Source organism: Fuerstiella marisgermanici (assembly GCF_001983935.1).
In the GTDB taxonomy this organism is placed as follows: domain Bacteria; phylum Planctomycetota; class Planctomycetia; order Planctomycetales; family Planctomycetaceae; genus Fuerstiella; species Fuerstiella marisgermanici.
Genome location: NZ_CP017641.1, coordinates 5246767 through 5271954, shown reverse-complemented (window position 1 = coordinate 5271954; position 25188 = coordinate 5246767). Strand labels below are relative to the sequence as shown.

Here is a 25188-nt window from a genome sequence, read left to right as displayed (position 1 = left end):
ATGATCTGGCTACGACGAATGTTTGTCTTTCTGATCGCCGCTGGCGTCGTTGCTGCGTTGGTCTTTGCCATGCAGCCCAAGCCAGTGCTGGTCGATGTCGCCACAATCGCACGCGGGCCGCTGGTGGTGACGATTAGTGACGATGGCCGCACCCGCATTCGCGAACGCTATGTTGTGTCGGCTCCGCTTAGCGGTCGGCTGGTGCGAATTGGACTCGATCCCGGCGACGAAGTTGTTGCCAGACAGACGCATCTAACCACAATCGAACCGACAGACCCCACGTTACTGGATCCGCGCGCCATCGCGCTCGCTCAGGCACGGGTGAAGGCGGCTGAAGCGCGAGTCAGCCAGGCCCGACCGCGACTCGCATCGGCGCTGGAAACGCTAAATCTGGAAGAAGCGGAAATGGGGCGGCTGCAGCAGCTCGCGAAAAAAAACGCCGTTTCCGAACAGGAACTTAATCGCCAGACGGTTGCATTCCGCAAGGCTCAAAACGATTACAGCGCGGCTCGCTTTGAAGTGGAGATAGCCGAATTCGAACTCGCACAGGCCAAAGCAGCTTTGCTGAGAACGGACAGTAGTGACGACAACTCCGAAATTGCGGAGTGGAGCTTTCCGATCACGTCGCCAATTTCCGGTCGAGTGCTCCGCGTCTTCCAGGAGAGCGCCACGATTGTGAAACCGGGCGACCGTATCATGGAACTCGGCGACCCCGCCGATCTGGAAGTGGAGGTCGACGTGCTATCCACCGATGCCGTGAAAATTCCGCCCGGTGCTCGAGTCATGCTGAACGAATGGGGCGGCGACAAATCTCTGGAAGCTCGGGTGCGTCTGGTTGAGCCTTCCGCGTTTACGAAAGTGAGTGCTCTGGGAATTGAAGAGCAGCGAGTCAACGTGATCATCGATTTTGTCGATCCGCCGGAAACTCGTACCGTGCTGGGAGACGGCTTTCGAGTGGAGGCGGACATCGTGCGGTGGGAAGCCGATGATGTGCTGACTGTGCCGACCGGTGCGTTGTTTCGCGAAGGAGGCCAGTGGTCTGTCTTTGTTATCAGCTCAGACAACATTACCGAACTGCAACCCCTGGAACTCGGCCACCGCAATGATGACGCTGCGGAAGTGCTGAACGGATTGACCGAAGGCGACAGCGTTGTGCTGTATCCCGGCGACCGAGTGAGTATCGGAACACTGGTGGGGCGACGGGACTAAGAACGCTGATTTAGAACCCCTAACAAAACCTGTGTGGCCGCGTTGTGACGACAGTGGTCGGGATGCAAGGAAAAGTGACGAGGCGACAGATGTCGTCGAGGAGCGCTGACGCTGCAGATCGGCTACTGTCGTCGCAACCCTCCGGGCCGCTTGTGGTTCCGCCTCAGGCGGCGTCGTTCGCCGTCGACGACATTTGTCGCCTCCTTCTCACTTCTTGCCTGAAACGAAACCACAAACGTCGCGGCTCACTCAGGTTTTGTTAGGGGTTCTTAGCCAGCGGCGCGAACGGCTGCACCTGCCGGCAGCCCTTCTAGTGTTGACGTCGCTTAGATCGACAGCAGCAACGACGGCGTAGCCAGCCCCAAAATCAGTTCGTGAAAATCTGTTCCCTTCATCCCACGAAAACTAACGAATTAATGCCTCACCCACAAAGAACCTGATATTTCATGCAATTGTTTTTCGATGTCAGGATGCCACTCTGTCGTGCGAACCAAAATAGCTGACGGCTCACGGCGTTTCCAGCCAGATTGGGGACGACCAGGCCTGATCACCGTTCTGCTGAAGCACGTGAATGTAGACGTACGGCGATTCTCTAACATCGCCTTCCGGCCGAAATGTCGCGCTGAATTCGATCGCGTCTTTTCGGTTGGGTGTCAGTGTCTTCACAACCCGTCCATCCTGAACGACAGCGACACGATCAATCGGCGCGGCGGCCTCGATGTCGAATGAAAACTCCGGCATCTCCAGCGCCGTGACAATTTCGCCCATCCAGTGGTCCCCCGTGCGAAACACCAGCCGGATCTTCGCCGTGGCAGCGTACGTACGCCTTGCCTGCAGAGATCGAAATATTGTTTCGTGGTTCCGCTTTGGTGACCAGACGCAGGCGAACGCTGTTCGAGTCGCCATGTGATCGCTGCTGGCAATAAAGCCCATGTGATATCCCTGATCCAGGCCAATGTGGGCTTCTCCATGCATAGCGTTGTCGCGGCAGGCCTGATAGATCTCCAGCAACGGACGTTTCTCATCATCATGAAAGGCGAACGCCTTTAGCGGCCTGATGGGGTTGTGCGGAATCGTGAACGTATCGTCGTCGATCTCATTCCAGAACGTTTTCAGTGAAGGATTGTACGGACGCAGCATATCACTGCGGAGTGAAATCACGTTGTGGTCCGTCTCACCGTGACTGCGTTCGTAAGCGAACATTGGAAAGAACGTGTCTTCCAGCCTGTGCCGAGTAACCTCTTTGATACTGCGCCACCACAACTGGCTGCCGACGTCACCATTGCTGATGTCGCGCGCGTGGTCCGTGACGCCGAGGAAATCAAGTTCCGCCGCTTCGATGGCGTAGCGGTAGGCGTCATCCAATGTGCCGTCAAAATAAACGCGGCACAGCGACAGATCCGTGTGACGGTGCAGATCTCCAAAATAGACTTCATAGTCCCTGCCGTCGATGGACTGCGGTGCGAATTTCTTATCTCGCCGGCCGTTACCCATTGAGACTGGATGATCGGTCGCCGCCAGGTCCGAAACGTGTTCGAACGGTGCCAGTGCGTCTTTGGATTCGTCGTCCAGAAACGCGACTGCCACTCCCTGTGGCCCGGACGCCCGGCCACGGTGAGTTCGGCCTGTGGTCCAGACAGCTGCCAGCCCGTGTTCGGTTGGCGTGAGTGAAAGGTGCTGCATTCCGTCTCGCTGGTTTGGTTCCAGACCAATCAGACCGGACCACTTGCCATCCTGAAAGCAGCGTCCATACAAACGCCAGCCCGCTTCAATGTGATGAACGGGTTGGCGAGTAACGCCGAGTTGCGGATAGAAGTAATGGCGGTAGAACACCCACAACTGACCGCTTCCATCAAGAGCGAAGCGACCGCGTTCGTAGTACAGGCCGAGTTCATTGCGCTCGGCAATCACGTCCTCGCGACTGCGCGCCTCACGAACGGACGGCAACGGCAGGCCCAGCGCAACGACCTGGTTGTCGTCACGAATCTCGGCAACGTGAATGTAGCGAAATCGATGCAGCGGCCCCTGCGTATTTGTTTCGCTTTCGAAGTCTCGATACTCCTTGCCCCAGTTCCAGCCGCCTTCTTCCCACAGAACAAACAGTCTTCCGGCAGCATCAAAGGTCAGATCCGCTCGGCCTTCGAAAGCTCGGGAATGGGCCGCAAAAAATGGTTCTCCCCATTGGTCGCCGTCGAAACGAACGAGCCGGACCGAAAAGCTCTCACCGTCATAAGCGTCCCATGCGACACACAGTCGTCCGTCCGGCCCGGCCGCGATCACCGGTCGCCAGTCTCCCCGTTGGTTTGTCGCAGAGAGGTTTGTCATGCCCTGCCCCCGTTTCCTTTCCGTGGCGAGCGTCGAGGCGGTATGAGTCGAGCGAGCATCGGTCGAGGGAGACAGGGAAGTTCTGTTGGCCAGTTCCGGTGACTGATTCGTTCGAGCGAATCGGACGTCCCATTGTCCGCCCTGGTCTTCCTGCCAGACGACAGCGATTCCACCATCCGTCAATGCCGCCACGTCGTGATTGATCGCCGATACGCCACGTCCGCTGATTCTTGTCGCGTCTGCGAAGCCGCCACCGGCCAGCTCCTTGCAAACGAATACGCTCCAGACGTCCTGCTGCAGCGATTCAAACGTGAGCCACTGGATTCCCTTTCCATCGACTGAAATTATCGGATTGCGATACTGTCCTGCTGCACGTGTCAACACACGTCTGTTTGTCAAGGTGCCCTCGGAGGTCAGTGTCCCCGTAACAATGCGATCGCCGGCACCGGGTTCGAATTCCAGCATTGCGATGCGGACAGAGTTACCGACTGTCGTCACCGAAGGTTCGTAGTAACCCGAGCTATCCAGCAGTTGACCATTGATCAGGCGATCCACCTTGTTAAACGCGAACGCATTCTTTTTGCCCTTGAAATCGTAACCCTCGTCCCCCCGGATGCTGCCAAGCCACAGCAATTGCGCCAGGACCACGCACAACACACTCTGTGTTCCTGTAACGTTAATCATTTGCAAAGATTCTTTCCTGACACACTCTTCCAGTTTGATGACAGCATGAGCCTCCCCATTGAACTGTTGACAGAAGCATTTTGCAAACGAACTTCTGCGAGTCTGTTGGTCGTCGAAGCGACGTATAAATTTCTGAACCGCTGGTTTGAACACGTGCCGCCGAAGGGTCAGCGGATGATTCGCCGCAGCGGCCTGTATGCCAATTGCAATGCGGGTCAGCGAAAGCGTGTGTGCGAACAGTTGTCTGCCGAAGACGGCCGTGCCGCGTCGAAACAGGCTGCCTCAGGGATCAAAAGCCTTGACCCTCAGCGTTGTCCACGGTGTAATACCGACGTGGTGACGCAACTGGTTTATCGTCCGTTGCCTCGTGTTTTCACAAGGCATCAGCCACGCGTCGTCCACGCTCGAGCACCGTAAACTGCGGTCAACCCCCATAGAAGCGGCAAAGCCGTCCTGTTCAACCACGCCGTTGCACCGGTATTGCGGGCCACGACCAATTTCCATCCACGCTCACACATGGCTATCCGGTGAACTCTAACTTTATGCCGCTCAATCATGCCTATTGCTAATCGTAAGGAAAATCCAGAATGAACAGGCTTGTTGCCCTGATTGGTATCACGGTTGTCGTAGGCGGGGTTGCTGTATTATCGAACGCCGAAGAAGACCCGCGGGAATCAGAGATTGCCAAGTTCGAATCCGTGCAGCAAAACGACGACTATCGGGTTTCGCTGCTTGGCGTCACGAAAGGGATTGCCTTTCTTGATTCTCAAGAACTGATTTCCGGCGGTGGCCATCCTCCCGGCGACAACGCAGTTCCATGGATGCGTGTGGCAACCGTGATCGAGAAGCTCACCGATAAAGACGAGCCTTTGGGCTTCAAAGCCGAAACCGCTGACGGTACGGAGCTACCGGGCACAATCAGCATTGAAACGAATGGTCACATCATCACAACCCGGGCCCGCGGAGTTGCTGAAATGGATCTTGATTATCAATGTCTTCGCGCTGCCGTGTTCCCAACGGAACCGTCGAAAGGCTCTTCGCCGAAGTCTAAGGTTTACCTCTTTACCTTGTCGGGTAAGTTTCGAGAGTCTGATACTGTCACCTTCCGTTTTTCATTTGGCCATGAAGGCGAGCGCCGCGAACTGGTATTCAAGGGCGTCCCGCTGCCGTAGTCGATCATACGCGGGGTGGCGCGGCCGGTCGGCTGGGTGCCGCAGGCACAAGATGTCTCATCATCCGGCGTCCAATCTGAATGGGACTCCATGTTCGATGGAAAGCTCACAAACAGGCATCCTGTCGCTACGCTATCCGACCGAACAAGTCGGTCGGGCCACCCAGCGGCTAAGAACGGTTTAACGCAGAGTGCGCAGAGCCGCAGAGTACCGCAGAGAGAAATGCTGCCCCTGGCCAACTCTGCGCCCCTCTGCGACTCCGCGACCTCTGCGTTTCAATTCGAGCGTGACCGCACCACTGCGAATGCGTCGGCGGGTGCCACTGGCTTTGCCAGTGTGTGAACGGTTTCGAGTTTAACCCGCAGCCGAAGGCGCAGGCGGCGCACTGACGGTTGTTTGTTGGATTCCGGTCACGACAACGATACTGCAACCTCTGACGTTCTCAAGAAGCCTTGCCACACACGGGACCGCGTGAGCAGCGCCTGCGCCTTCGGCTGCGGGTTAAACGATCGGGCAAGGGCTGATCGTGCGTGGGAAGCGAGCTGTGTTACTGGTGCTCTGCGTTCGCACGGCCCCCTCCCGGACGTTGCTTCGCTTGTCCGACCTCCCCCTCAGCTTCGCTGGGGAGAGGTGTAAACTTCGGCGATTGAGTAGGCCAGATCAGGCGAAGCGACGATCCGACGCTCGTGTCGTTTGGGCCATTCGTCTTCGATAGCAAGCTGAAGCGATTAGGCAGCGTGGCGGGAACGTCGACGGAACGCGGCTAAGAACGGTTTAACGCAGAGTGCGCAGAGCCGCAGAGTACCGCAGAGAGAAATGCTGCCCCTGGCCAACTCTGCGCCCCTCTGCGACTCCGCGACCTCTGCGTTTCAATTCGAGCGTGACCGCACCACTGCGAATGCGTCGGCGGGTGCCACTGGCTTTGCCAGTGTGTGAACGGTTTCGAGTTTAACCCGCAGCCGAAGGCGCAGGCGACGCTCTGACGGTTGTTTGGTGGATTCCGGTCACGACAACGATACTGCTAACTCTGACGTTCTCAAGAAGCCTTGCCACGCACGGGACCGCGTGAGCAGCGCCTGCGCCTTCGGCTGCGGGTTAAACGATCGGGCAAGGGCTGATCGTGCGTGGGAAGCGATCTGTGTTCTGGTGCTCTGTGTTCGCAGGGTGGCCCGACCGCCGTTCATGGCGGTTGGGTGCTGCAGGCACAAGATGGATCATTGTGGGGGTCGACTACAGATCGGTTGCGAACTGGTCATCATGTTCCAATCCCGGCGGCCAGCGAATCGGCAAGCCGACAGATCGACGTTCCAGATACCAGCGGAGCAGAGCGAAAGGGGGAGCAGAGCGAAAGGGGACGTTGTACTTATTTGGAAAAGCACAATGCCCCCTTATCGCGTTCTTCGCCTTAAACGGCGGGGATTGTGGCGGAGGTGGGGGCGCTGAAAGGCCCTTTTTCGCCTTTGGTGTTCAACCAGCGGAACATGTAGTGAGCCGTCTTGCCCGCGTCGTCGGGGTTGAAAGTGACGACTTCGGGGAAGCGAGTCCACAGGCCAATCAGTCTGTAGTCGGCAGGATCCAGCGTTGAAACGTCGCCGACCAGCAGCATCGCTTCGCAGCCGATGACGCCCGGCGGCTTGCGGCGTTTGGTGGGCGTGTTGGCATCGGTGACCAGAATCGTGTGTTCCAGGCGGTTGGTGGAAACCACTTGGCCAAGCGGCGAAGTGGTGGGCACGGCGACGGGCGTGCGAGTTGTCTTGTGGACCGGCAGCCCAGCGTCTTTGCGAAGTGTGTTAGAAATTCGGCTGTCGGCCATGATGCGTTTGGCCGTGTTTCGGACCGCGTGTTCTAAAGCTGCGCGAGCTTCATGCTTGGCTTCGGTGGCGGCACGAGCGACATCGGCCGCGGTGATGGCGGCGGCGTAATCGCGGTCCCAATCGGCTTGCAGCTTTTTGAGTTCTTTCACTTCGGCGTCGGTTAGAAAGTACTGTTCGGCGTTGTCGATCAGTGTTTGGCTGTAATGGTTGCTCCACCCGTTAAAGTCGCCTTCTCGTCGAGGAACGAGTTTGTGTGAAGCCATCTTGCCAGCCTTTCGAATCGAAGAAGATAATTGCCCCGAGCGAATCCGTAGCAGGTCGCTCAACTATCGCATCGTCACCACCGTGACGTCAACTGGCAGATTTTGGCATCGCCAACGTTCAAGGTGCGGTTCTTGCCCATGTGTCGGGTTATGGTTCGAACAATCATAACGGGACTGCAGGCTTGCCCTGTCTGGCACTCGCGATGTTCCACCTGGCCGCGGCCGTGGACTGAGTGGCAATCACGACGTTCCAATCAGCAGTCGCAACGGCTCGCCTGGCACAAACGACGTTCAGTCCGCCCCCTGCGATTGTCTGAAGTAACAGCCGCCGCGTTCGCATGCGCAGTCGCGACGTTCCATCAGCCGGTCACGACTGTCACCCGTACAGTCACTGTATTCTTCCTCGCCTTCGTGACTGTCAAAGTCAACGTGACGTATTGGCGGTCGGGTTGGAATGTCCATTCTGGCGAGACGGGCGTCATGGTTGCTCGCAACCAAAATTCGTAGGTTACGCATCTACCGCTTGGAAACTACCTTGCCTTAATCGAACAGATTCCACGTCCCCCACGCGCAGCGCAAGGGGGCCGGTACGCACCGGCGGAGGGTTGGCGTGGGAGCTGGTTCACGGCGCGAAGGCGGAATCGCCGACGTTGCTCTCGTTGGTCGCGGGAGGAAAACTCGCAATCATCAGCCCGCTATCAACAACGCACCCCGTCCGATCTTCCTGCGCTCGATCGGCGCCTGTCGCAATGAAATTGCGGGAAGGGGGCACGCATCAGTCAGCGCTGCATTAACCTGAACCACCATTCCTGGTATCAGTTACTCCTTGCGAGTTCTAATCCGCTTAAGCTTGCGTTTGGGGATCACGGGCAGGTCAGGGTTGAATACCTTTTGGTGACGGGAACACAGCCAGAGCCAATCGCCCGTCGCCTTGTTCAGCGTCCAATTGAGGCCGCCATAAATTTCTGTCGGATCTAAGTCCTGCAGCAAATGGTAGAATTGGCGGTGTTGTTCGCTCTCAACGATCTCCCGAAAGTCGTTTGACCCGTTTCCCCGCACCAACCTCAGGCTGTCCACTGTTACGTTCTTGCACATATCTGCCAACGACTTCATGACGTCAATCTGTTTAAGCAGCCGCTTTAGATCCTCATCGGACCCTGCAGCCAGGTTAGAGACATTTTTAGCGATTGGTGCAACCACGCCAATCGTCTTGCCAATCAGTGACACATACCCAGCGACACCTGCTACCCATTTTAACGGGACATCAAACAGATACTCGCCTTTGGACGGATCGGACTTTGCACCTGCGGCCCCAACGGGAGAGCAGGCGTGCTCTTCACCCGGCATTTCGCACCAAAGTGTCAGCCGATACCGATCCGACGTACCGCTCTTGAACAATTTTATCGGGTTAACCTTCTCCCGGCGTTCAAGCTCCGCAGGCAACAGTGTGAACAGTCGCGGGCAGGGAACTTGCTTGTTCTCGAATGCCTTCAACACCAACCGTGTTGATTCGGCAACAACGGACCTCAATTCATGCAGCGTTTCCTTAGCGATGGCATGCCGATCAATCTTTGCCGCTGAGAAACCCGCTGTAATCTGTTCCTGCATTTCGTCCAGTTTTTGAGACGCCACCGCGACGCGAACTCCAGGGTCCGGGCTGGGGAAGCCGTTGATAAGCTGTGAGATATTCTGATCACAGTCACACTTTTCGCAGGGATACGCGAATTCTCCTCGGGCCATTCGTTCCTGCAGCCGAGTCAACGGCAGCGTTCCCGGACATCGGTTGCCGCCTTCTAGAACCGTCTGGCAGGGCACACGAACTGTCCAACGGCCTTTCAATCCATCCCAACTCTTGAGGAGTTCCTCCACGGAGGCTCGCACAATTGACCGCAAAGTCGGCGGGTACTGAGCCTGAACCGTGATGACGACATCGCGATCCTGCATTTCCAGCAGTGCATCTCCGTAGTCGGACGAATGCAGGAAGATGCCTTTTTGCCAGTGAATTCGACGTTCGTTATAACGATGATGGCGAACGATTAACCACGGCATCAGCCCTGGCGGATCGTCGTCCAACCGGATGACCAGTTGAACGCGTTTGCAGCTCGCGCGTTCATCGTCGTCGTGGTCCCACGGCAAACTACGGGCCGAATCCGGGTGATCGTCCGGCCCTTCGCCAACAGCAGGCCGGTCCACGGGCACAAGCTGCCCGACCAGGCTGTACTGGCCCGTGTCGTCATTGATGCGATAAGTGACATCAAACTTTTCCATCAGCCGCAGAAAGTACGGATAAAGCCTCTCATCTTCGTAGCGGTCCCGTTCAACGCGGGCAGGATCATTCCAGATGTGCGGCAAATCTTCGTGATGCAGAATGCCGCTTCGTTCGTTCGTGCCGGGGTGTTCCAGGACGAGTCCGATAGCCTTAGAAAGATACTCCGCGTTCAAGACAACCAGATCTTTCAATCCGGCGTCATCGGCGAAGTAAATGATATGCCCCAGCCGGTCCAATAAAACGGCCAGCGGTTTGTCTGCGTTCAGCGGAACTTCGTGATGGCGACACCGCTCCTGAAATTGCGACCAGTTGATGAAAGGTGTGTCTTTGTTAGCGGACGAGTACAGATCATCCCGAACCTTGCTCCACGATGGCGGAAACGGATCGCCCATGTGCGAAAGATCGGCGGCTTCCCGGCTGATGGCGGCTCGTAGATCATCGATGCCGGCCCCACAGATACTGTCAACTTCGAAGAATCCGGCAATCACGTCCGGGAACTTTTTCTGCAGCCCCAGTTCGTCAATTCGCGGCACGCGTCCCGCTTCGGAATGTGAGGCCACAACCAGTACACGGACATCGTTCCCTACACGTCGTTGAATCAGTTCGATCCAGTACGCCACGTTGGCATACTCCACTCCCAGCAGTGGGTTCCACACAACGATATACAGAGATCGATCGCTGAAGAAAAACTGATGCGTGACGCGATAGACATCCTGCCCGCCGAAATCCCAGAAGTTCACAGTAATGTCCTGCTCTGGCGGAATATCGTCCTGCCCCGCACCTGGATGGGGCACGGACAATCTTGTGACCTGAATACCGTGTGTTGTCTGCTTGTGCGAAGCCTTGCCTTTGTCCAGCGCTTCAACAAGGCACGATTTGCCCACACGCCCTTCGCCGACCATCATCAGCTTGGTCTCGAACAGTCGATTGGCTGTGCCGTCGGGGCTCAGACTGCCCAAAAAGGCGAAGAACGGTTTAAGTCCCTGTTCGTACGCCTCCGTCCACGAATCAGGTAGCTGATTGCCTTTGAGGCCGAGAAGTTCGAGTTTTTGGAGGTTGCCGAAGTCAGGGGGGAGCGCGCTTAGCCGATTGCCGTCGAGGTAGAGAGTTTGGAGTTGTTGGAGGTTGCCGAAGTCAGTGGGCAGCGCGCTTAGCTGATTGCCTTTGAGGCCGAGAAGTTCGAGTTTTTGGAGGTTGCCGAAGTCAGTGGGCAGCGCGCTTAGCTGATTGCCGTTGAGGTTGAGATTTTGGAGTTCTTGGAGGTTGCCGAAGTCAGGGGGGAGCGAGCTTAGCTGATTGCCGTCGAGGTCGAGATGTTTGAGTTTTTGGAGGTTGCCGAAGCCAGCGGGCAGCGAGCTTAGCTGATTGCCGTCGAGGTCGAGATCTTCGAGTTTTTGGAGCTTGCCGAAGTCAGGGGGGAGCGAGCTTAGCTGATTGCCGTTGAGGAACAGAGTTTGGAGTTTTTGGAGGTCGCCGAAGCCAGGGGGGAGCGAGCTTAGCTGATTGCCGTTGAGGAGGAGAGCTTGGAGTTGTTGGAGGTTGCCGAAGTCAGGGGGCAGCGAGCTTAGGTCATTGCCGCCGAGGTCGAGATCTTCGAGTTGTTGGAGCTTGCCGAAGCCAGCGGGCAGCGAGCTTAGCTGATTGCCGTCGAGGTCGAGATGTTTGAGTTTTTGGAGGTTGCCGAAGTCAGGGGGCAGCGCGCTTAGCTGAATGCCAATGAGGTCGAGGCGTTCGAGTTGTTGGAGGTCCCCGAAGTCAGCGGGCAGCGAGTGCAACGACTGCCCGTGCAAGGCAAGCGCAACGAGTTCCCGCGGGAGCTGGCTGATGAATTTGCCAGGCATGTCCCCCACAAGCACGCGATTAGCCGACAGATGGCTCGCCAACAGTTCGGCCGCGTCTGAGTTGTTTGTCACCACAAAGGCCGACCAGAATTCTGCATTCGCACGTTCCAGCACGGATTCCCACTGGTGATCCTCAACGGGTTCAACGACGAACTCTAATTCGGAACTCATGAAGATCCCGTTCTAAAACACGGTGGGCGAGCGGACTGCCTGCAGTCTACCGGGCAATCCCACCACCTGTCGACAAAACGAACCGAACCACACACGCATTCAGAGCGATTTCCGCGCGGCGAGGGACGTCAGTTTATAAATTTAGGACTATATCCGACGCGGTGAAGTAGGGTGCGGGACTGCCCACCAGTTGCATGTCGATGTGTTGATGGGCAGTGCCCATCCTTCGCTTTGCCATTTGCCAGCCTGGCGGGAGGAATAAAATTCCAAGTGCTTACTCGACGCTGGCCAGCGTTGGACTGAGCGAAGCGAAGGAGACCCCGGGTACGTTGCCGTCTGAGTTCGCCACACTTCTGGTCGTTCGTTCCGTGGATTCTCGCTCCAACCACGGCCACCCCTGCCCGTCGGAATCGTTGTCGCAGCGGTCGCCGCAGAGCAATCGTCTGACGCGGGAAAAGCCGTTTGCGTATGGGGCCCTCCCCCGAACTTGCCTCGCTCGTTCGACCCCTCCCGCAATAAATTGCGAGAGGGGTTGCTGAACGTAGTTTTCCGCATGATGCCCCGCAGACTCTTATGCCGGGGGCTCGCCGTGACTCGTTCGTGCAGTGACGGCTACGGTTTGCCCAGCGACGCAATCTCAGACGTCGTCAGAACTCGATCAAACACGGCGACTTCATCCAGACGCCCTTCCCAGTTGGAATCGTTGTCACAGCGGCCACCGAAGAAGCAACTGGCGGGCAAAGAGGCATTGTTGTCGACGGTTGTTTCAAATTCTGGTTCCGATGCGCCGTTCAGGTAGGCTCGCACCTTGCCACCGTCTTTGACAAACACGACGTGACTCCATGTCCAGCGTGGGATTTCTGTTTTGCCGACAGCAACGTTGTCGGGGGATGCTCCGGACTGATAGATCAAACGTCCTGGTGACGTTGCCGTGCCGCCGACGCCGAGGTGTTCCGTTGCTGCCGCGAGACCGTTGTTGTGGCCGCGTGAGTACAGCCAACCGGCGACGTCCCGCGCGTCATTGGGCATGCCGTTCCAGATCCACATTGAGACCGAATATTTGTCCTTGAGCAGCGGTAGGCGGGCACTCATGCGATCGCCGGCGAAATGCACGCAGCGGTTCTTTTCGCCGTCAACGCAAAACGCTTTTGAGTTCGGACCTTCCAGGAAGTAAGCGACGGCGGGTTCGTACGTTGCATCGGAGTGATGGCCCGAAGAATCGACGCTCCAAGGACCTGCAAATTCATCCATTCGCCACCATGCCAACGGCTTCGCCGCCGCGATTGCCTCCGCTGCAGGCCCGCGTGACTGTTGCCATTTGTGTCGTGGCTTCTGCGCCGACTTTTCCAGCAGCGTCAGAGCCGCTTCGGCGATTTTGGGTTCCGCCTGCACTTCCAGACCGGCCGATCGAGCGGCCCAGGTGTTGTAGCCGCCGAGTAAGTGCTGCTCAGGCGGCGGAATGTAGCCGTCGCCACCGTTAGCCAGTTCGATGACCATGGTCTTCGGCAAAGGACTCTGCAGCTTCACCTTCAAACCCGTGAGGGCATAGGTTTCGTTCGGCGTTGTTGCGATGCCGATGTCGCCGATTCGCAACCCCTGAACAACAATCTCTGTCGACTGAAGTTCGTGTAGAATGACTTGCTCACGCGCATAAACTTCTGCTGTGGTTTTCGGCAGACGATCACCTGTTTCCGCCACAATTTTCTGAGCCCACTGCAACCGCTGAAGATCGGGAACTCGATAATCCAAAGTCATGCGAGCTTCATGCATCGCGAGGTCTGCATTGTCCTGGTATTCCGCATTCCTGTAGGCGTCCAATGCGACCTTTAGCAGGCCTTCAGTGAATTCATCGATGTTGCTCCACGGATCCCATTCGTCTTTCGGTTTCGTATAGTCGCGTCGCCAGATGTCGCCGCTGCAGCCGTGAGACATGATTCCCACAAACGGCGGGTGATCTTCTTGTTTGTGTCCCAGCTTTTCCTGCATCGCGTCGCTGAACAGGCCGAAGTAATCGGCTGCCAGAGGTTTCTGTCCGGAATAGTAGTGCATCGAAAAGTTGGCAAGCACTGCAATCGGACGACCGTCTTTCGCTCGAAATGAAATCAACGACAGGTCCGGGTCTTCCGGTCCGGATTCGCCGGTGACCGCGTCCCAGTCGGCGCCCGAATGCATGTTGGCTCGCACAGTCATGTTGCCGAACGGATCTTCTGCCAATCGATCTGGCCGACGAATCCAGCGGCGAAGAGCCGTGAAGTCGGCCGCATTTTTCACTGACCAACCAACCTTCGCGGGTTCCAGATTCTGTTCGGCTTTGACCAGCGCTTCGGCGATGCCAGCTCGCAGCACAGGCAGGTAATCGGTGTCTGCATCTGTTCCAAGCGCCCCCATTGATGACGGCGCGGTGTGGGTATGAGTTGCCGAAATCAGAATGTGGTCCGGCTTGATCTTTGTTTGTTGAGCCGCCAGTTTTTTGGCTTCGTCCAGCAACGGCCGCGGCATCATGCAGCTATCGACGACGACGATGCCGATGCGTTCTTCGCCGTCTGCCAATACGATGGCTCGGGCATTGATTTTGGTCACGACTTCCGTCGCTGAACGGCTGGTCATGCCTCCGTTGACGAGCACCGGAAATTTCGAAGGCGTGACGTCGACTATTGCGGCGCCCGCCTGCAATTCAGCCTTAGCGTGATTTAGTGGCGCGAGGCCCAGCAAACAAACAAGTGTGGCGCGGCACACGAAGACAGCAAATTTCATAGGAGGGTCCTTTTATGGCGGCAGGGATAATTGCCGTTGCTGATGGGCGGGAAGCCTGAAACTGCGAATCGGCAGGAGGGATTCTTACTGCGTGAGCGGCGGCACGGCATCGGCCTATCGGCGGAAGTCCAGACGGCTTTCATGATGTTTGTCGTCGCGAAAACCTAACGAACCGCACGCCTGCAGTCTGGTCAGCGACTCTACGATAGCCGGGTCCCGCCGTCAATGAAGCGACGTTGCGGTGCGCGTGGCACGATGTGAATGTAGCACGCGGTGTCGGTTTCGGAACGCGGCTCTAACGTTGCTTGAGCCATTGGCTGAGAGCGGTGATGTTACGACTGAAGACTTCGCTCGAAAGATATTCTTCGTCCATGCGAAACTTCGGCTGTCCGACCAGGCGTTGGCCGTCAAAGCGACTCATCCAACGCCCCGACTTATCGAGCGTGCGAACGATCCGCTGCACGTCGGCGTCTGACACTTTAGACTCAGGCTCGCGCACAGCGCCAGCTTTTTTCAGCCGCTGATATTCAGCCTGCAATTCATCAGTTTGATTCTCGACCTTCCAACCGTAGTGTTTGGGCAGGCGAGAATCGTCGTACGTCAGTGAATACACCTTCCCGCTTCGTTGCATGTACAACGGGCGATTGGTCTGCAGTTCGTAGTATCGTGACAGCCGGCCGTCTGGCAGTGCTGATGACTTTAGATACTGCAAAGCGGCACCCACTGGCTTTAGGTATTTGTCATGACCAGTCGCGATGTAAATCCGCATCAGCGTAGCGATGGCATCCTGCGATTCGCGGCCCGCGACGGCGGGTGGCTCGAACTTGCGAGCCCAAATGGGGTGCATGGTATAGCTGTATTGTTGAGCCCACGCAGGTTGTGGGGCAGGCATCTGCGCGAGAATCAGGAAATCGCCAAGCTTCCGAAGTGCTTTGTCGTAGCGGTCGGCTCCATAAACATCGTGAGCCATCAACAAGGTCGACGCGATGGTTCCAGCGGCTCCATCGTTAAGCGTGTACATATCCCAGTATTCTTTGACGCGTCCTTCCGTGCGCCATTCGTAGTCCGGATACTTAGCCGCCACGATCGGCTGTTTGACGTCAACCGGTGTCTCGTCCCAGCCCTGCGGGAACGCTCCATTGGAAAACTGAGCGGCCAGTAGTGCGTCCAAAGCCACCTGCGCCGCTTCGTGAATCTTACGATGGCTGAATTCGTGAGCTTTATCGACCTGCATCAGCAACTGCATGGCGGCTTGCGACGTGCCGTCGTCCAGCGTAGAAAAATTGCGTCCGCGCCCTTTGCCGTTTCGGTATAGACTTGTCTGACCATTGGTGTCGAAGTCGATCGAATTCGTCCACGCGCCGGATTTCAACTGGCCATAGACCAACGCTTCTGCGGCAGCGGTCGCGGCAGTTAAATGAGCCGCGTCGCCGGTGGCTTGCCATGCTTCCAGAAAGGCGAGTCCCACTGTCGGCGTGCCCGGTGGCTGCACCCAGATCTGACTGCCCGAAGCGACGCCTTCCCCAAAACGTTTTTGCAGATCGGGAGAGTAGAAATAAACGTAGCCGCCGTTTACGGCGACGTCGTTAGCGAAGTAATTTGTTACCACTCGAATCGCGGTAACAGCGTCCTCCCGCAGATCAGCGGCGTGTCCTTGGTCAGCAAAAAAGGGCAAGACAAAAAGGGACGGGGCGATGAGAAGAATCAGTGCTCGGTTTCGCATCGAGTGGGCTCCTGTTACAGCGTCTTACGCTGACTTGTGGCCGCGGAACAATCGCTTCGTACTATCAATGCTGTTTGCCACGAGCCCGAACGGTCCACGACAAAAGGTAAACTGCTCTAGAAAAATCTCTCCGCCGTTACAGCGTCTTACGCTGACTTGTGGCCGCGGACCAAGCGTTTCGTACTATGAATGCTGTTTGCCACGAGCCCGAACCGTCCACGGCAAACGGTAAACTGCTCTATCGAGCCGTCCAGCCTCCATCAACCGTGACCATGCTGCCGTTCATGAAGCTGGCGGCAGGACTGCTGAGTAAAATTGCGGCGCCCTGGATTTCGTTGAGTTCGCCCCAGCGTTCCTGAGCCACTGCGCCGATGATGAATTTTTTGGCTTCTTCGGAATCTGCGATCGGCACATTCATGGGCGTGAGAAACGGACCCGGGCAGATGGCGTTGCAGGCGATTCCAAACGTGGCCAGTTCCAGGCCCAGCGCACGAGTCAACTGCACGACGGCTCCTTTACTGGATGTGTAAGGTGTCCGGTTGGCCAGTCCCACAAGTCCCAGCGTGCTGGCAAGGTTGACGATGCGGCCGTAGCCCGCCGCCTTCATGATAGGAGTGACGGCTTTGCAGGCGAGCCATGTTCCGTCGACGTTGGTTTTTTGCACCTGCTGAAACTGTTCGTAACTCAGTTCCTCAATACTGCCGCGAATATTGATTCCGGCCGAATTGATCAGTATGTCAATGCGTCCGAATTCTTCGTGTACAGCCGCCGCCATGTTGTTGACGTCTGAGGCCGACGTCACGTCTGCCTGTAGTCCAACGGCTTTCACATCGAAGGCCTCGGCGATTTCCTGAGCCGTTGCGTCGGCTTCTGATTGATGGCGGCTAACCAGTACAACAGAAGCGTTCGCCGACGCCAGCCCGGCGGCCATTGCCGCTCCCAACCCCTTCGAACCGCCCGTGATAATCGCCACCTGACCGGTGAGATCGAATTGTTTGACTCCGGGAAGCGCCCCTAACGATGGTGCGTTGGCCATAGATTTCCTTCTGCAAATACCGCTGTTTCCTGTGTCTGTGATGAGTTACAATACCTGGCCGCCGCGCACGCGAAAAGCGACCACCTGTGGAAATCGTCATGAAGCCATGGGAACAGCACTACCAGGACTTCTCGCTACAGAAACGGAACGAATGAAATACAGGATCCGACGTGCCAACCGAATGCTGGCGAATGCAGAACCATGTCGGATCGTCGTTGCGGGGCGCAGATGGCCGATTTGTTTGGTCGCAATGATGCTGCTCGCCAGCCTGCCAGCCATGGCATTCGCACAGCCACGACATTCTTCGCACCGTCGCCTGGAACTGCCTCAAAACGGCACGTCCGACATTCAGCGGCAAATGCAACTGCTGCAGCAACTTCAGTCGCTTGTTGGTAAACAGGATGACGCCGCCAGTGACGCCACACCGCCGAAGTTTTCTCCTGAACAACTCAAACGGCTGAATGATTTAATGCAGCAATTCGGCGGCAAGATTCCCGAGGGATTAATGCCGGATCCGAAAGATGTTCCGCCTGAGTTGATGTCGGAAATGATGTCGAACCCTCAGGCCCGGCAGCAGATTCAAAAGATGCTGGAACAGTACGCTCGCGACCGCCGCCTTCCTCAGGGGAACCCGTCAGGCAGCAACGGTGTCCTGCCGCCTTCGACTGCGCCGCAGCCACAGATTCGCCAGCCACGTACGGACCAGCCACGTACAGATACAGACCAGCCGCGTTCGGATCAGCAGGAGAACCAGCCGCAACAGAATGGGACAGCACCGAGCGGACAGCCGCGAAGCCGCAGTCGGTCACAAGTTCCTAATGGCGAAGGCAACGCTCCGCAGGCCATGCCGCCGTTCGACCAATTCCAGCCAGATGATATGCCCGCGAGCACCAACAGAATGCGGCCCAATGGCCAAAGCAATCGGTCGCAGCAACCTGAGATGCCGTCATTGGAGGAACTTCGCGACAGAATCCAGAACAAGTTTCGCGAATTCGAACGCTGGAATCCCGAGGCGAAGGATTCCGGCACTTCCCCGACGTTGCAACCGCACGACACGCACACCGACGCAGGTGAAATCGACATCGAATCGGTGTCTGATTTTTTGAAGAAGTTCAAAGACGTTGCTGCCGACGATTTGCCTCCGCCCGCCACGCTGCAACCGGACACACAGCCTGAAGCCGACACGCAAACGGATTCTGGAAACCGGCCGGGTGCGCCGCCTCGGGAGTCCGATCAGGCTCAGTCTGCAGACCTGCAGAAAAGTCTGCAGGACGCGAAGCGCGACCTGGCTCGCAACGGGCTGCAGCAGACATTGAAGAACATCGTCCGGGAAGCTCAAGCGAAGGCAAAAGAAGCATCCAAACGACAAGCGGCCGGTGGCGGGGCGAGTGACGCGGCAGGCGACGCTGGGCTGCGTGATTCACTTCTGCGAAGTCTGAGCGGCATGTCTGAGAAGATCGTTGAGATTGCCAAAGACGCAAAATTCAAACAGCCTTCCCCATCATCACGCGGCCAGGACCGGACGACTCGAACCGGCCGTCAGAACCAGAGCAACGATAGCGGAAGCGGCACGTCTACGATCGGACAGTTGAAGAAGTCTGCTGGCAACTTTATCTCCGGGCTTGCCGCGACACCGCCAACTGCGGCCGCTCAGCCGCCTGCTGGCGGCGGAAGCAACGCCGGAGGTTCCGTCGCGGGTGGTTCTACTTGGTTAATCCTGGTTGTCCTTGCGGTTTTTGCCGTGGTGTTCGGGATATCGATGGGCGTTTTGCGATCGAAGCTTCCTCAGCATCAGTCAGGTCGACAGGTTTCTGTCTCCGAGATTCGGTCGAAGGCGGATGTCATCGCGGCGTTTCATCAAATGGCATTTCAGCCGCCACGCACAACAGAACCGTGGTGGACTCATCAGAAGGTTGTTGACGATTTGACCACGCAGCCGCCAGTGGCTTCCACGCCCGCGAGGGAACTGGGGGAACTGTATGAACAGGCGAGGTACCTTCCTGACGAAGCCGATTTCACTCCACAACAAATCCAGACCGCTCGTGAGGCGCTAGCACGGTATCAGCAATGACAGGTCGGCTGTTACAAAATTGTCGACTTCTGTCGGCGGGACTCGCTCTGGCATGCGTCTTGATCGCGTCGCGCCCGGTTGCTGCTCAGACGACAGCAACACCTTCCGACGACGCCTGGGATTTTCGGTATGAGCTGTTTCAGATGCTGTTGGAGCAAAATGGAGTTCGGCCGGTAGCCAACATGAGCGCCGTGACGAGGCATCCGCCTGAATCGATCATTGTGATGTTGGGGCATATCAATTTCAGGACGTCGCGATTTCTCGAATCGTTTTGCGAACAGGGCGGCGCGGTGCTGCTTGCTACGGACGAAAGGTATTCCGCCGGGCGGATCTGTGAATTTCGAGAAGGTCCGGTCACGTCCTTGCAGTCTGCGGAGCGCTACCAGAATTATGCCGATTGCCTGACCATCACAGACATCGATCATGATCATCCGGTGATGACTGGCGTGAATTCGCTGGTGGTCAATCGGACAGGCTGGCTGGCTCCGCCGCGCTGGTACATTCCCGACATGCAGGTTGCTGCAAGACTTCCGCAGCGCACGTTGCCGCGTGACAGTTCAGACCAACCGTTGCTGGCAACCGTTGGCTTGCCCAACATCAACACGGGGCAGCTGATTGTTGCGTCAGATCCCAGCCTGTTCACCAACGGTATGTTGTGGCACGGCGACAATGCAATTTTGGCGATCAACGTCAGTCGCATTTTGTGCAGCGGAAACAAAAACAAGATGCTGTTCATCGCTGACGGCGTGCCGCTGGGAAGCTTTCGCAACAGCCCGATGGTCGATTCGAACAATCCACCACCATTACCCGAAAACCTGCCGGAACCGGCTTTGGAGACTTACGTTAAGGTGGTCAACACGGTGTTGAAGGAAGTGGAAGACCAAAATCTTCCGAATCAGTTCATGGCCGACCGACGCCACAAAATTCGTTCGCCCTATTTACGCCGTCATATTTTGCTGTCGTTGGCGATCGCGGTGCTGATGTTTGTTATATGGAAGATGGCGGCCACTCATTCTGCCACCCATCCGGCCATGCCCATTCGCGACATGAAGTCCGCTCACGATTTAGCCACTGGCCATAAAGTGAAGTCGGCTGAATTCGGACTGTCCGCCAGCATTCTGGCTCGCGAACTTTGCCGGCATTTGACGGAATCGAGCGATCCCACCGACTGGCGTCGGCAGCTGATCGGCAACGCCGCAAGCGGCGAAGGTGAGGTGGAATTCCACGGCGCGTCGAATGTGAAAGCCCAACGCAAAAAGCTGGTCGATGTTATCGAACTGGCCACGAATACACGCACAGTGCATATGTCTCGCAAGCGATTCGAGGCACTCGGCCAGACCATCGACCAACTGCGACAGTTGCACGCGGAAGGACGACTGATCGTGGCGGCGTCGGCTGAGGTCGCAACGCAGGCCGCAGGGCGAATGGCGTAATTCCACTCGCGGGACGCACAGCCGACCTGCCGTCCTGTTTCGGAATCACTGCCTACGTCAGGTTAGGCTGATCCGTATCCGTCTGCTCGCTGGCTTCCAGCTCTGCAGCGATTTGAGCTTTCTTCGACATCCGGTAAAAACTAATTCCGAATCCGGTGAAGATGGTCGCTGGCATGCCGATCATGAACAGAATGCTGTACATGTAGGCGCGAGGCCGACTATCTTCTGTCTCGTTGGCGAACTTGCAGTTGGGACACGCCATCACTTCGGTCCCGGTCATGCACGCACCGACAAGCACCGTCAGCAATGTGAACCGTCGAAGGCTTCGCAGGAACTGTGTTCGATGAGGGAGATTGCGTAGCATGGAAAGACCCAACTTTCAGGACATAGAAATTCGCTGAACATCGCAATGATAGGCGGTTTATCGGCTTTCGGACAGCATTTCGTGCTGCCTGAACGGCAATTCCCGGATGCGAAAACCACGAATATTGCTGCTTCGCCGTGCCTTTAACAGACGCTTTCTCCAACGAATATCACCCCTATGCACAACCTGCCGTTTATTAAAATGCACGGCTGCGGCAACGATTACGTGTTTGTCGACGGCTTCGAAACGGACCTTCCCCGCCATCCTGCGAAGCTGGCGATTAAGGTGGCCAACCGCAATTTTGGAGTTGGCTCAGACGGCTTAATCCTGCTGGTGCCCGTGGCGGACGACACCGCCGACGTCGAAATGCGGATGTTCAACGCAGACGGCTCGGAAGGCGACATGTGCGGCAATGGTGTTCGCTGCGTCGCGTTGTGGATGGCACGGCAACGGCGAATTTCTGAATTGTGCCGCGTGCGCACGAAGTCTCGCCTGGTGACGGCCACCGTCTCGCCGCTGTCTGCGGATTCGAACTCCGGCACCGTCAGCGTCGACATGGGAGCACCGGTCATCGAATCGGCCGACGGCACCACAGAGTGTCTCACAGACATCAGTCTGCCCGGCCAGTCGGAGTCGCCACCACAAATCGAATTCACGCGAGTGTCGATGGGGAACCCTCACGCCGTGATTTTCAATCAGGAACTCAGCGACCGAAACGTCAAGCTGTTGGGGGCGGCGATCGAACGACACTCGACGTTTCCCAACGGCACAAATGTTGAGTGGGTGAATATTGTGTCACCGACGGAGTTGCAGGTTCGTGTTTGGGAACGCGGTAGTGGTGAGACGCTTGCGTGCGGCTCAGGTGCGTGCGCGGTCGGCGTGGCGGCAGTTCTGCGCGGAGTTTGTCGCCGCGGTGAACCGATCGGAATCTCACTGCCCGGCGGGCGACTTGAAATTTGCTGGAAGCCGGAAGGCCACGTCCTCTTGACCGGCCCCGCAACCGTCAGTTTCGTCGGCACATGGCACGGCGGCGTCGCTTAACAGCCAGGTCGCCATGCTGCCGGCAGCGATGCGCTATGCCGCGTTATTCGGTTCGCCGTTTGGTATCGCCGCCAGGAAAACAACGCCAGGAGACCACCGCCGGCGATTCAGCTGTGAAGCAGTCACCCGCGAGCTACGCCAATCGTCTGCCGGGACGTCCTGGCTCGCCAGCCGCCGAGTTTTACGGCCAGGGTGTCGGCGGTGTCGTGCTGTTCGGCGATGAATCGGCCCCAGCCAAACGGAGTCGTGCCCGGCACAACCAACTCTTCCTCCGCCGTAAGGCAGCAGCAGGTGCCTTCTTCATACGCGGTCAGGTAGTACTGAGGCCCGGCGAAGCGGCGGCTGATGATTCCGTACGGTAGCGCCATTGGCGGGCGGACAATGCCAAAGTGGTGGTACAGAAAATCGACGCTGGTGCGCAGGTTGCCTCGAAACGCAGCAGCTCGGTTGCGGAAGTCTTCGTGCGTATGTGTTTGAGTACCAAATTCGATCACCCCACTGCGCAGAAGCGTGTGGCATTCTGTCAGCGCAAGAGGCCGCCACGTATCGGAATTGACCTTCCAGCTGCCCTTTAATGGCCAGTCGTCAAACGGAAACGGTTCGCCTGAATTCAGGTAGCCCGTCGCCAGAAAAACAGTGGCCGGAATTCCAAGCTGGTCAAGAATTGGCAGCGCGTGAAGGTAGTTGTTGGCGTAGCCGCAGTCGAACGTGACCACAAACACGTTGTCGTCGATGGGCCTTCCTGCCGCGACCATGTCGACCAGTTGAGTCAGTGGCCAGGGGCGGTAACCTCGCCGCAGCAGACCCTGCATTTGCGACCGAAAGCGGTCCGGCGTGACGTTCCAGGAAGGTTGGCATCCGCGCCGGATGGGAACGATTCGATGGTAGGTGAGGATGCCGGGACGGGCGGCCATCGGCGGAGTGAGAAACCAACTGAGCGGCACGCGCGAACGTATGGCGGCTGCTTCCTTCCATTGATGAATGCGGCGAGTCCACGGACTTTGCTCCTGCAGATCCAACGGCACGCCGAAGCTGGAAGGTTTGTCATTCGGAATCATCATGTGGCGAACTCCCATGGAAGCCGCCGCGCCCACTTTGTGCTTTTCATCTTCGCCCAACAATACCATCTGCCGCAGCGGTCATTGACGCGACTGGGCAGCGGACAAACACGGAAGTCTCACAGTGGTGGCGGTGGCACCTTGGTAAGTGTGCCAGTGGAATTAACCCGCGTTGGTGATTTTGCCCATCTGCCTTAGAGATAGGATCAGACGAATGCGGGATATGCGGACAATGCGCTGTGGGTAACCGCCTTTCGCCCGTCGATGATCATCTGTGGCGGCTGCGAATCTCTGGAATCATTGCGTGATCGAAGAATTCCGCCTCACCGAAGTTGCCGGAAAACGCGACCCAACTTGCTCATTGAGCCCTCCAGCCCCCGATGATTTTGCCTCGGTATTTCCGATTGTGGCCGTGAACCGCCTTGGGCTGTACTGGCGTATGCCTCTGGTACCGCATCAGGTGCTTTCGATGAAAAACGAGGCAACCGGCAAGTGTTTGCCGCGTTGACTGCGCGAGGCTGGCTTCAGTTCGCTGCGAGTCAAATTTGCAAGCAAATCCGCCACCGCCGCTAGGATTGGCATGGACCATGCTATATACGGTTAAATACGGAGCTACAGAGGGTTTTCTCTCTTAGTCTGCTGAAGGAATCAGCAGGAGTGCTTGAGTTGTAGGCAGGTTCGCCGGTTTTCTGCGGCGGACAGCTACACGGAGGCCGCTGAGTCGTTTCTATCAACGTTTTCTTTTGGTGCCGATGTCAGGTGCCACTCAGATGTCTTCCATCAGGATTATTGCCGCCACCGCAGACGGCAAAGGCACGTGCGCGACTTACGCGTAGGTTCTGCGGACGCAAACGCGACAGTTGAGGAGCTAATAAAACATGGCGAAGTCGAAATTGGAGTACATCTGGCTTGATGGCTATAAGCCGACACAAGGCCTGCGTTGCAAGACGAAGATCGTTAACGATTTCAGTGGCAAGCTGGAAGACTGCCCAATGTGGTCGTTTGACGGTAGTTCTACGCAACAGGCTGAAGGTGGTTCATCTGACTGCCTGCTGAAACCCGTTTGCTGCGTACCGGACCCTGATCGTCTGGGCGATAGCTGGCTGGTGATGACGGAAGTGTTGAATGCCGACGGCTCAGCTCACGAATCAAACGGGCGAGCTACCATTGATGACGATGACGACGATTTCTGGTTCGGCTTCGAACAGGAATATTTTCTGTGGGATCCAGAACACAATCTTCCGCTTGGCTTCCCACCCGGCGGCTACCCTGCTCCACAAGGGCCGTACTACTGTTCGGTTGGAGCGACTCACGCTTACGGACGCCAGATTGTCGAAAAGCACCTGCACATGTGCCTCGAAGCGGGGCTCAACATGGAAGGCATCAACGGAGAAGTTGCGGCCGGCCAATGGGAATTCCAGGGCTTCGCCAAAGGTGCTGCTAAAGCTGGCGACGAAATGTGGCTCGGACGCTTCCTGCTGGAACGTACAGCAGAAGACTTCGGTGTTTCAATCAATTGGCACCCTAAACCACTCGGACCGACCGACTGGAACGGTTCCGGTATGCACGCCAACTTCTCGAACTCAGTTCTGCGAACCTGTGGTGACAAGGCCGTGTACGAAAAAATCTGCGAAGCGTTTGCTCCACGGATTAAAGAGCACATCGGCGTGTACGGCCATGACAACGACAAGCGTCTGACTGGTCTGCACGAAACTCAGTCGATCGACAAATTCAGCTACGGTATTTCTGACCGAGGGGCTTCGATTCGAATTCCTGTAGCGACTGTGGAATCCGGCTGGAAGGGCTGGCTCGAAGACCGTCGTCCGGCTTCCAACGCGGATCCTTATCGAGTTGCCGCGGAAATTATTCGGACTGTTAAAGGCGCCAGCTAACCCACAAACGCGGGCCGGTACTACGCATGCTGGACCTGCGCTGCTTCCCGAATTCAGGCGATTCTGGA

16 protein-coding genes are annotated in these 25188 nt (G+C 57.1%); 8 read left to right on the top strand and 8 right to left on the bottom strand.

What is annotated here, in order from left to right:
- Window positions 1-1209: an efflux RND transporter periplasmic adaptor subunit gene (locus Fuma_RS19665; protein ID WP_077025623.1), complete on the top strand. Its 1209-nt coding sequence runs from the start codon at window positions 1-3 to the stop codon at window positions 1207-1209.
- Window positions 1210-1716: 507 nt separating this feature from the next.
- Here the strand turns inward: Fuma_RS19665 and Fuma_RS19660 are convergent.
- Window positions 1717-4218 (bottom strand): CehA/McbA family metallohydrolase domain-containing protein, encoded by a 2502-nt coding sequence (locus Fuma_RS19660; RefSeq protein ID WP_077025622.1) that lies wholly within the window; start codon window positions 4216-4218, stop codon window positions 1717-1719.
- A gap of 45 nt (window positions 4219-4263) precedes the next feature.
- Here Fuma_RS19660 and Fuma_RS19655 point away from each other — a divergent pair, with 45 nt between their 5' ends.
- Both Fuma_RS19655 and Fuma_RS19650 read left to right on the top strand, forming a co-directional pair.
- Window positions 4264-4635 carry a transposase gene (locus tag Fuma_RS19655; protein ID WP_077025621.1) on the top strand — a complete coding sequence of 124 codons (372 nt, stop codon included), beginning with the start codon at window positions 4264-4266 and terminating at the stop codon, window positions 4633-4635.
- Window positions 4636-4805: 170 nt separating this feature from the next.
- Window positions 4806-5390, top strand: coding sequence for a hypothetical protein (locus Fuma_RS19650; RefSeq protein WP_077025620.1), 585 nt, complete (start codon window positions 4806-4808; stop codon window positions 5388-5390).
- A 1405-nt stretch (window positions 5391-6795) separates the two neighbouring features.
- Here the strand turns inward: Fuma_RS19650 and Fuma_RS19645 are convergent.
- The 5 genes from Fuma_RS19645 to Fuma_RS19625 form a co-directional block, all read right to left on the bottom strand.
- On the bottom strand, window positions 6796-7467 hold the full coding sequence (locus Fuma_RS19645; protein WP_077025619.1) for a hypothetical protein: 672 nt from the start codon (window positions 7465-7467) through the stop codon (window positions 6796-6798).
- Between the two features lie 819 nt (window positions 7468-8286).
- Window positions 8287-11748 carry a leucine-rich repeat domain-containing protein gene (locus Fuma_RS19640; RefSeq protein WP_077025618.1) on the bottom strand — a complete coding sequence of 1154 codons (3462 nt, stop codon included), beginning with the start codon at window positions 11746-11748 and terminating at the stop codon, window positions 8287-8289.
- 612 nt (window positions 11749-12360) lie between these two features.
- Window positions 12361-14502 carry a neutral/alkaline non-lysosomal ceramidase N-terminal domain-containing protein gene (locus tag Fuma_RS19635; RefSeq protein WP_077025617.1) on the bottom strand — a complete coding sequence of 714 codons (2142 nt, stop codon included), beginning with the start codon at window positions 14500-14502 and terminating at the stop codon, window positions 12361-12363.
- A 295-nt stretch (window positions 14503-14797) separates the two neighbouring features.
- Window positions 14798-16225: a pectate lyase gene (locus Fuma_RS19630; protein WP_077025616.1), complete on the bottom strand. Its 1428-nt coding sequence runs from the start codon at window positions 16223-16225 to the stop codon at window positions 14798-14800.
- Window positions 16226-16463: 238 nt separating this feature from the next.
- Window positions 16464-17261 carry an SDR family NAD(P)-dependent oxidoreductase gene (locus Fuma_RS19625; RefSeq protein ID WP_077025615.1) on the bottom strand — a complete coding sequence of 266 codons (798 nt, stop codon included), beginning with the start codon at window positions 17259-17261 and terminating at the stop codon, window positions 16464-16466.
- A gap of 151 nt (window positions 17262-17412) precedes the next feature.
- On the opposite strand from Fuma_RS19625, the gene Fuma_RS19620 reads away from it, so the two are divergent.
- Together Fuma_RS19620 and Fuma_RS19615 are read left to right on the top strand one after the other, a co-directional pair.
- On the top strand, window positions 17413-19332 hold the full coding sequence (locus Fuma_RS19620) for a DUF4129 domain-containing protein (RefSeq protein ID WP_145944262.1): 1920 nt from the start codon (window positions 17413-17415) through the stop codon (window positions 19330-19332).
- A complete protein-coding gene (locus tag Fuma_RS19615; protein WP_077025613.1) occupies window positions 19329-20765 on the top strand; it encodes a DUF4350 domain-containing protein in 1437 nt (478 codons plus the stop codon). The genes Fuma_RS19620 and Fuma_RS19615 overlap by 4 nt, the downstream gene beginning before the upstream one ends.
- A 52-nt stretch (window positions 20766-20817) precedes the next feature.
- Here the strand turns inward: Fuma_RS19615 and Fuma_RS19610 are convergent, their stop codons facing one another.
- Complete coding sequence (locus Fuma_RS19610) at window positions 20818-21129, bottom strand: hypothetical protein (protein WP_077025612.1); 312 nt, start codon at window positions 21127-21129, stop codon at window positions 20818-20820.
- Window positions 21130-21306: 177 nt separating this feature from the next.
- Here Fuma_RS19610 and dapF point away from each other — a divergent pair, with 177 nt between their 5' ends.
- A complete protein-coding gene (dapF, locus tag Fuma_RS19605; protein ID WP_229360689.1) occupies window positions 21307-22170 on the top strand; it encodes a diaminopimelate epimerase in 864 nt (287 codons plus the stop codon).
- Between the two features lie 122 nt (window positions 22171-22292).
- Here dapF and Fuma_RS19600 read toward each other — a convergent pair whose 3' ends face one another.
- Window positions 22293-23231, bottom strand: coding sequence for a polysaccharide deacetylase family protein (locus Fuma_RS19600; protein WP_158521066.1), 939 nt, complete (start codon window positions 23229-23231; stop codon window positions 22293-22295).
- Between the two features lie 301 nt (window positions 23232-23532).
- Between Fuma_RS19600 and Fuma_RS19595 the strand changes: the two genes are divergently transcribed.
- Entirely contained in the window at window positions 23533-23736 is a 204-nt protein-coding gene (locus tag Fuma_RS19595) for a hypothetical protein (protein WP_077025610.1), read from the top strand.
- Between the two features lie 370 nt (window positions 23737-24106).
- Window positions 24107-25120 (top strand): glutamine synthetase beta-grasp domain-containing protein, encoded by a 1014-nt coding sequence (locus Fuma_RS19590; protein ID WP_077025609.1) that lies wholly within the window; start codon window positions 24107-24109, stop codon window positions 25118-25120.
- Window positions 25121-25188 lie beyond the last annotated feature (68 nt).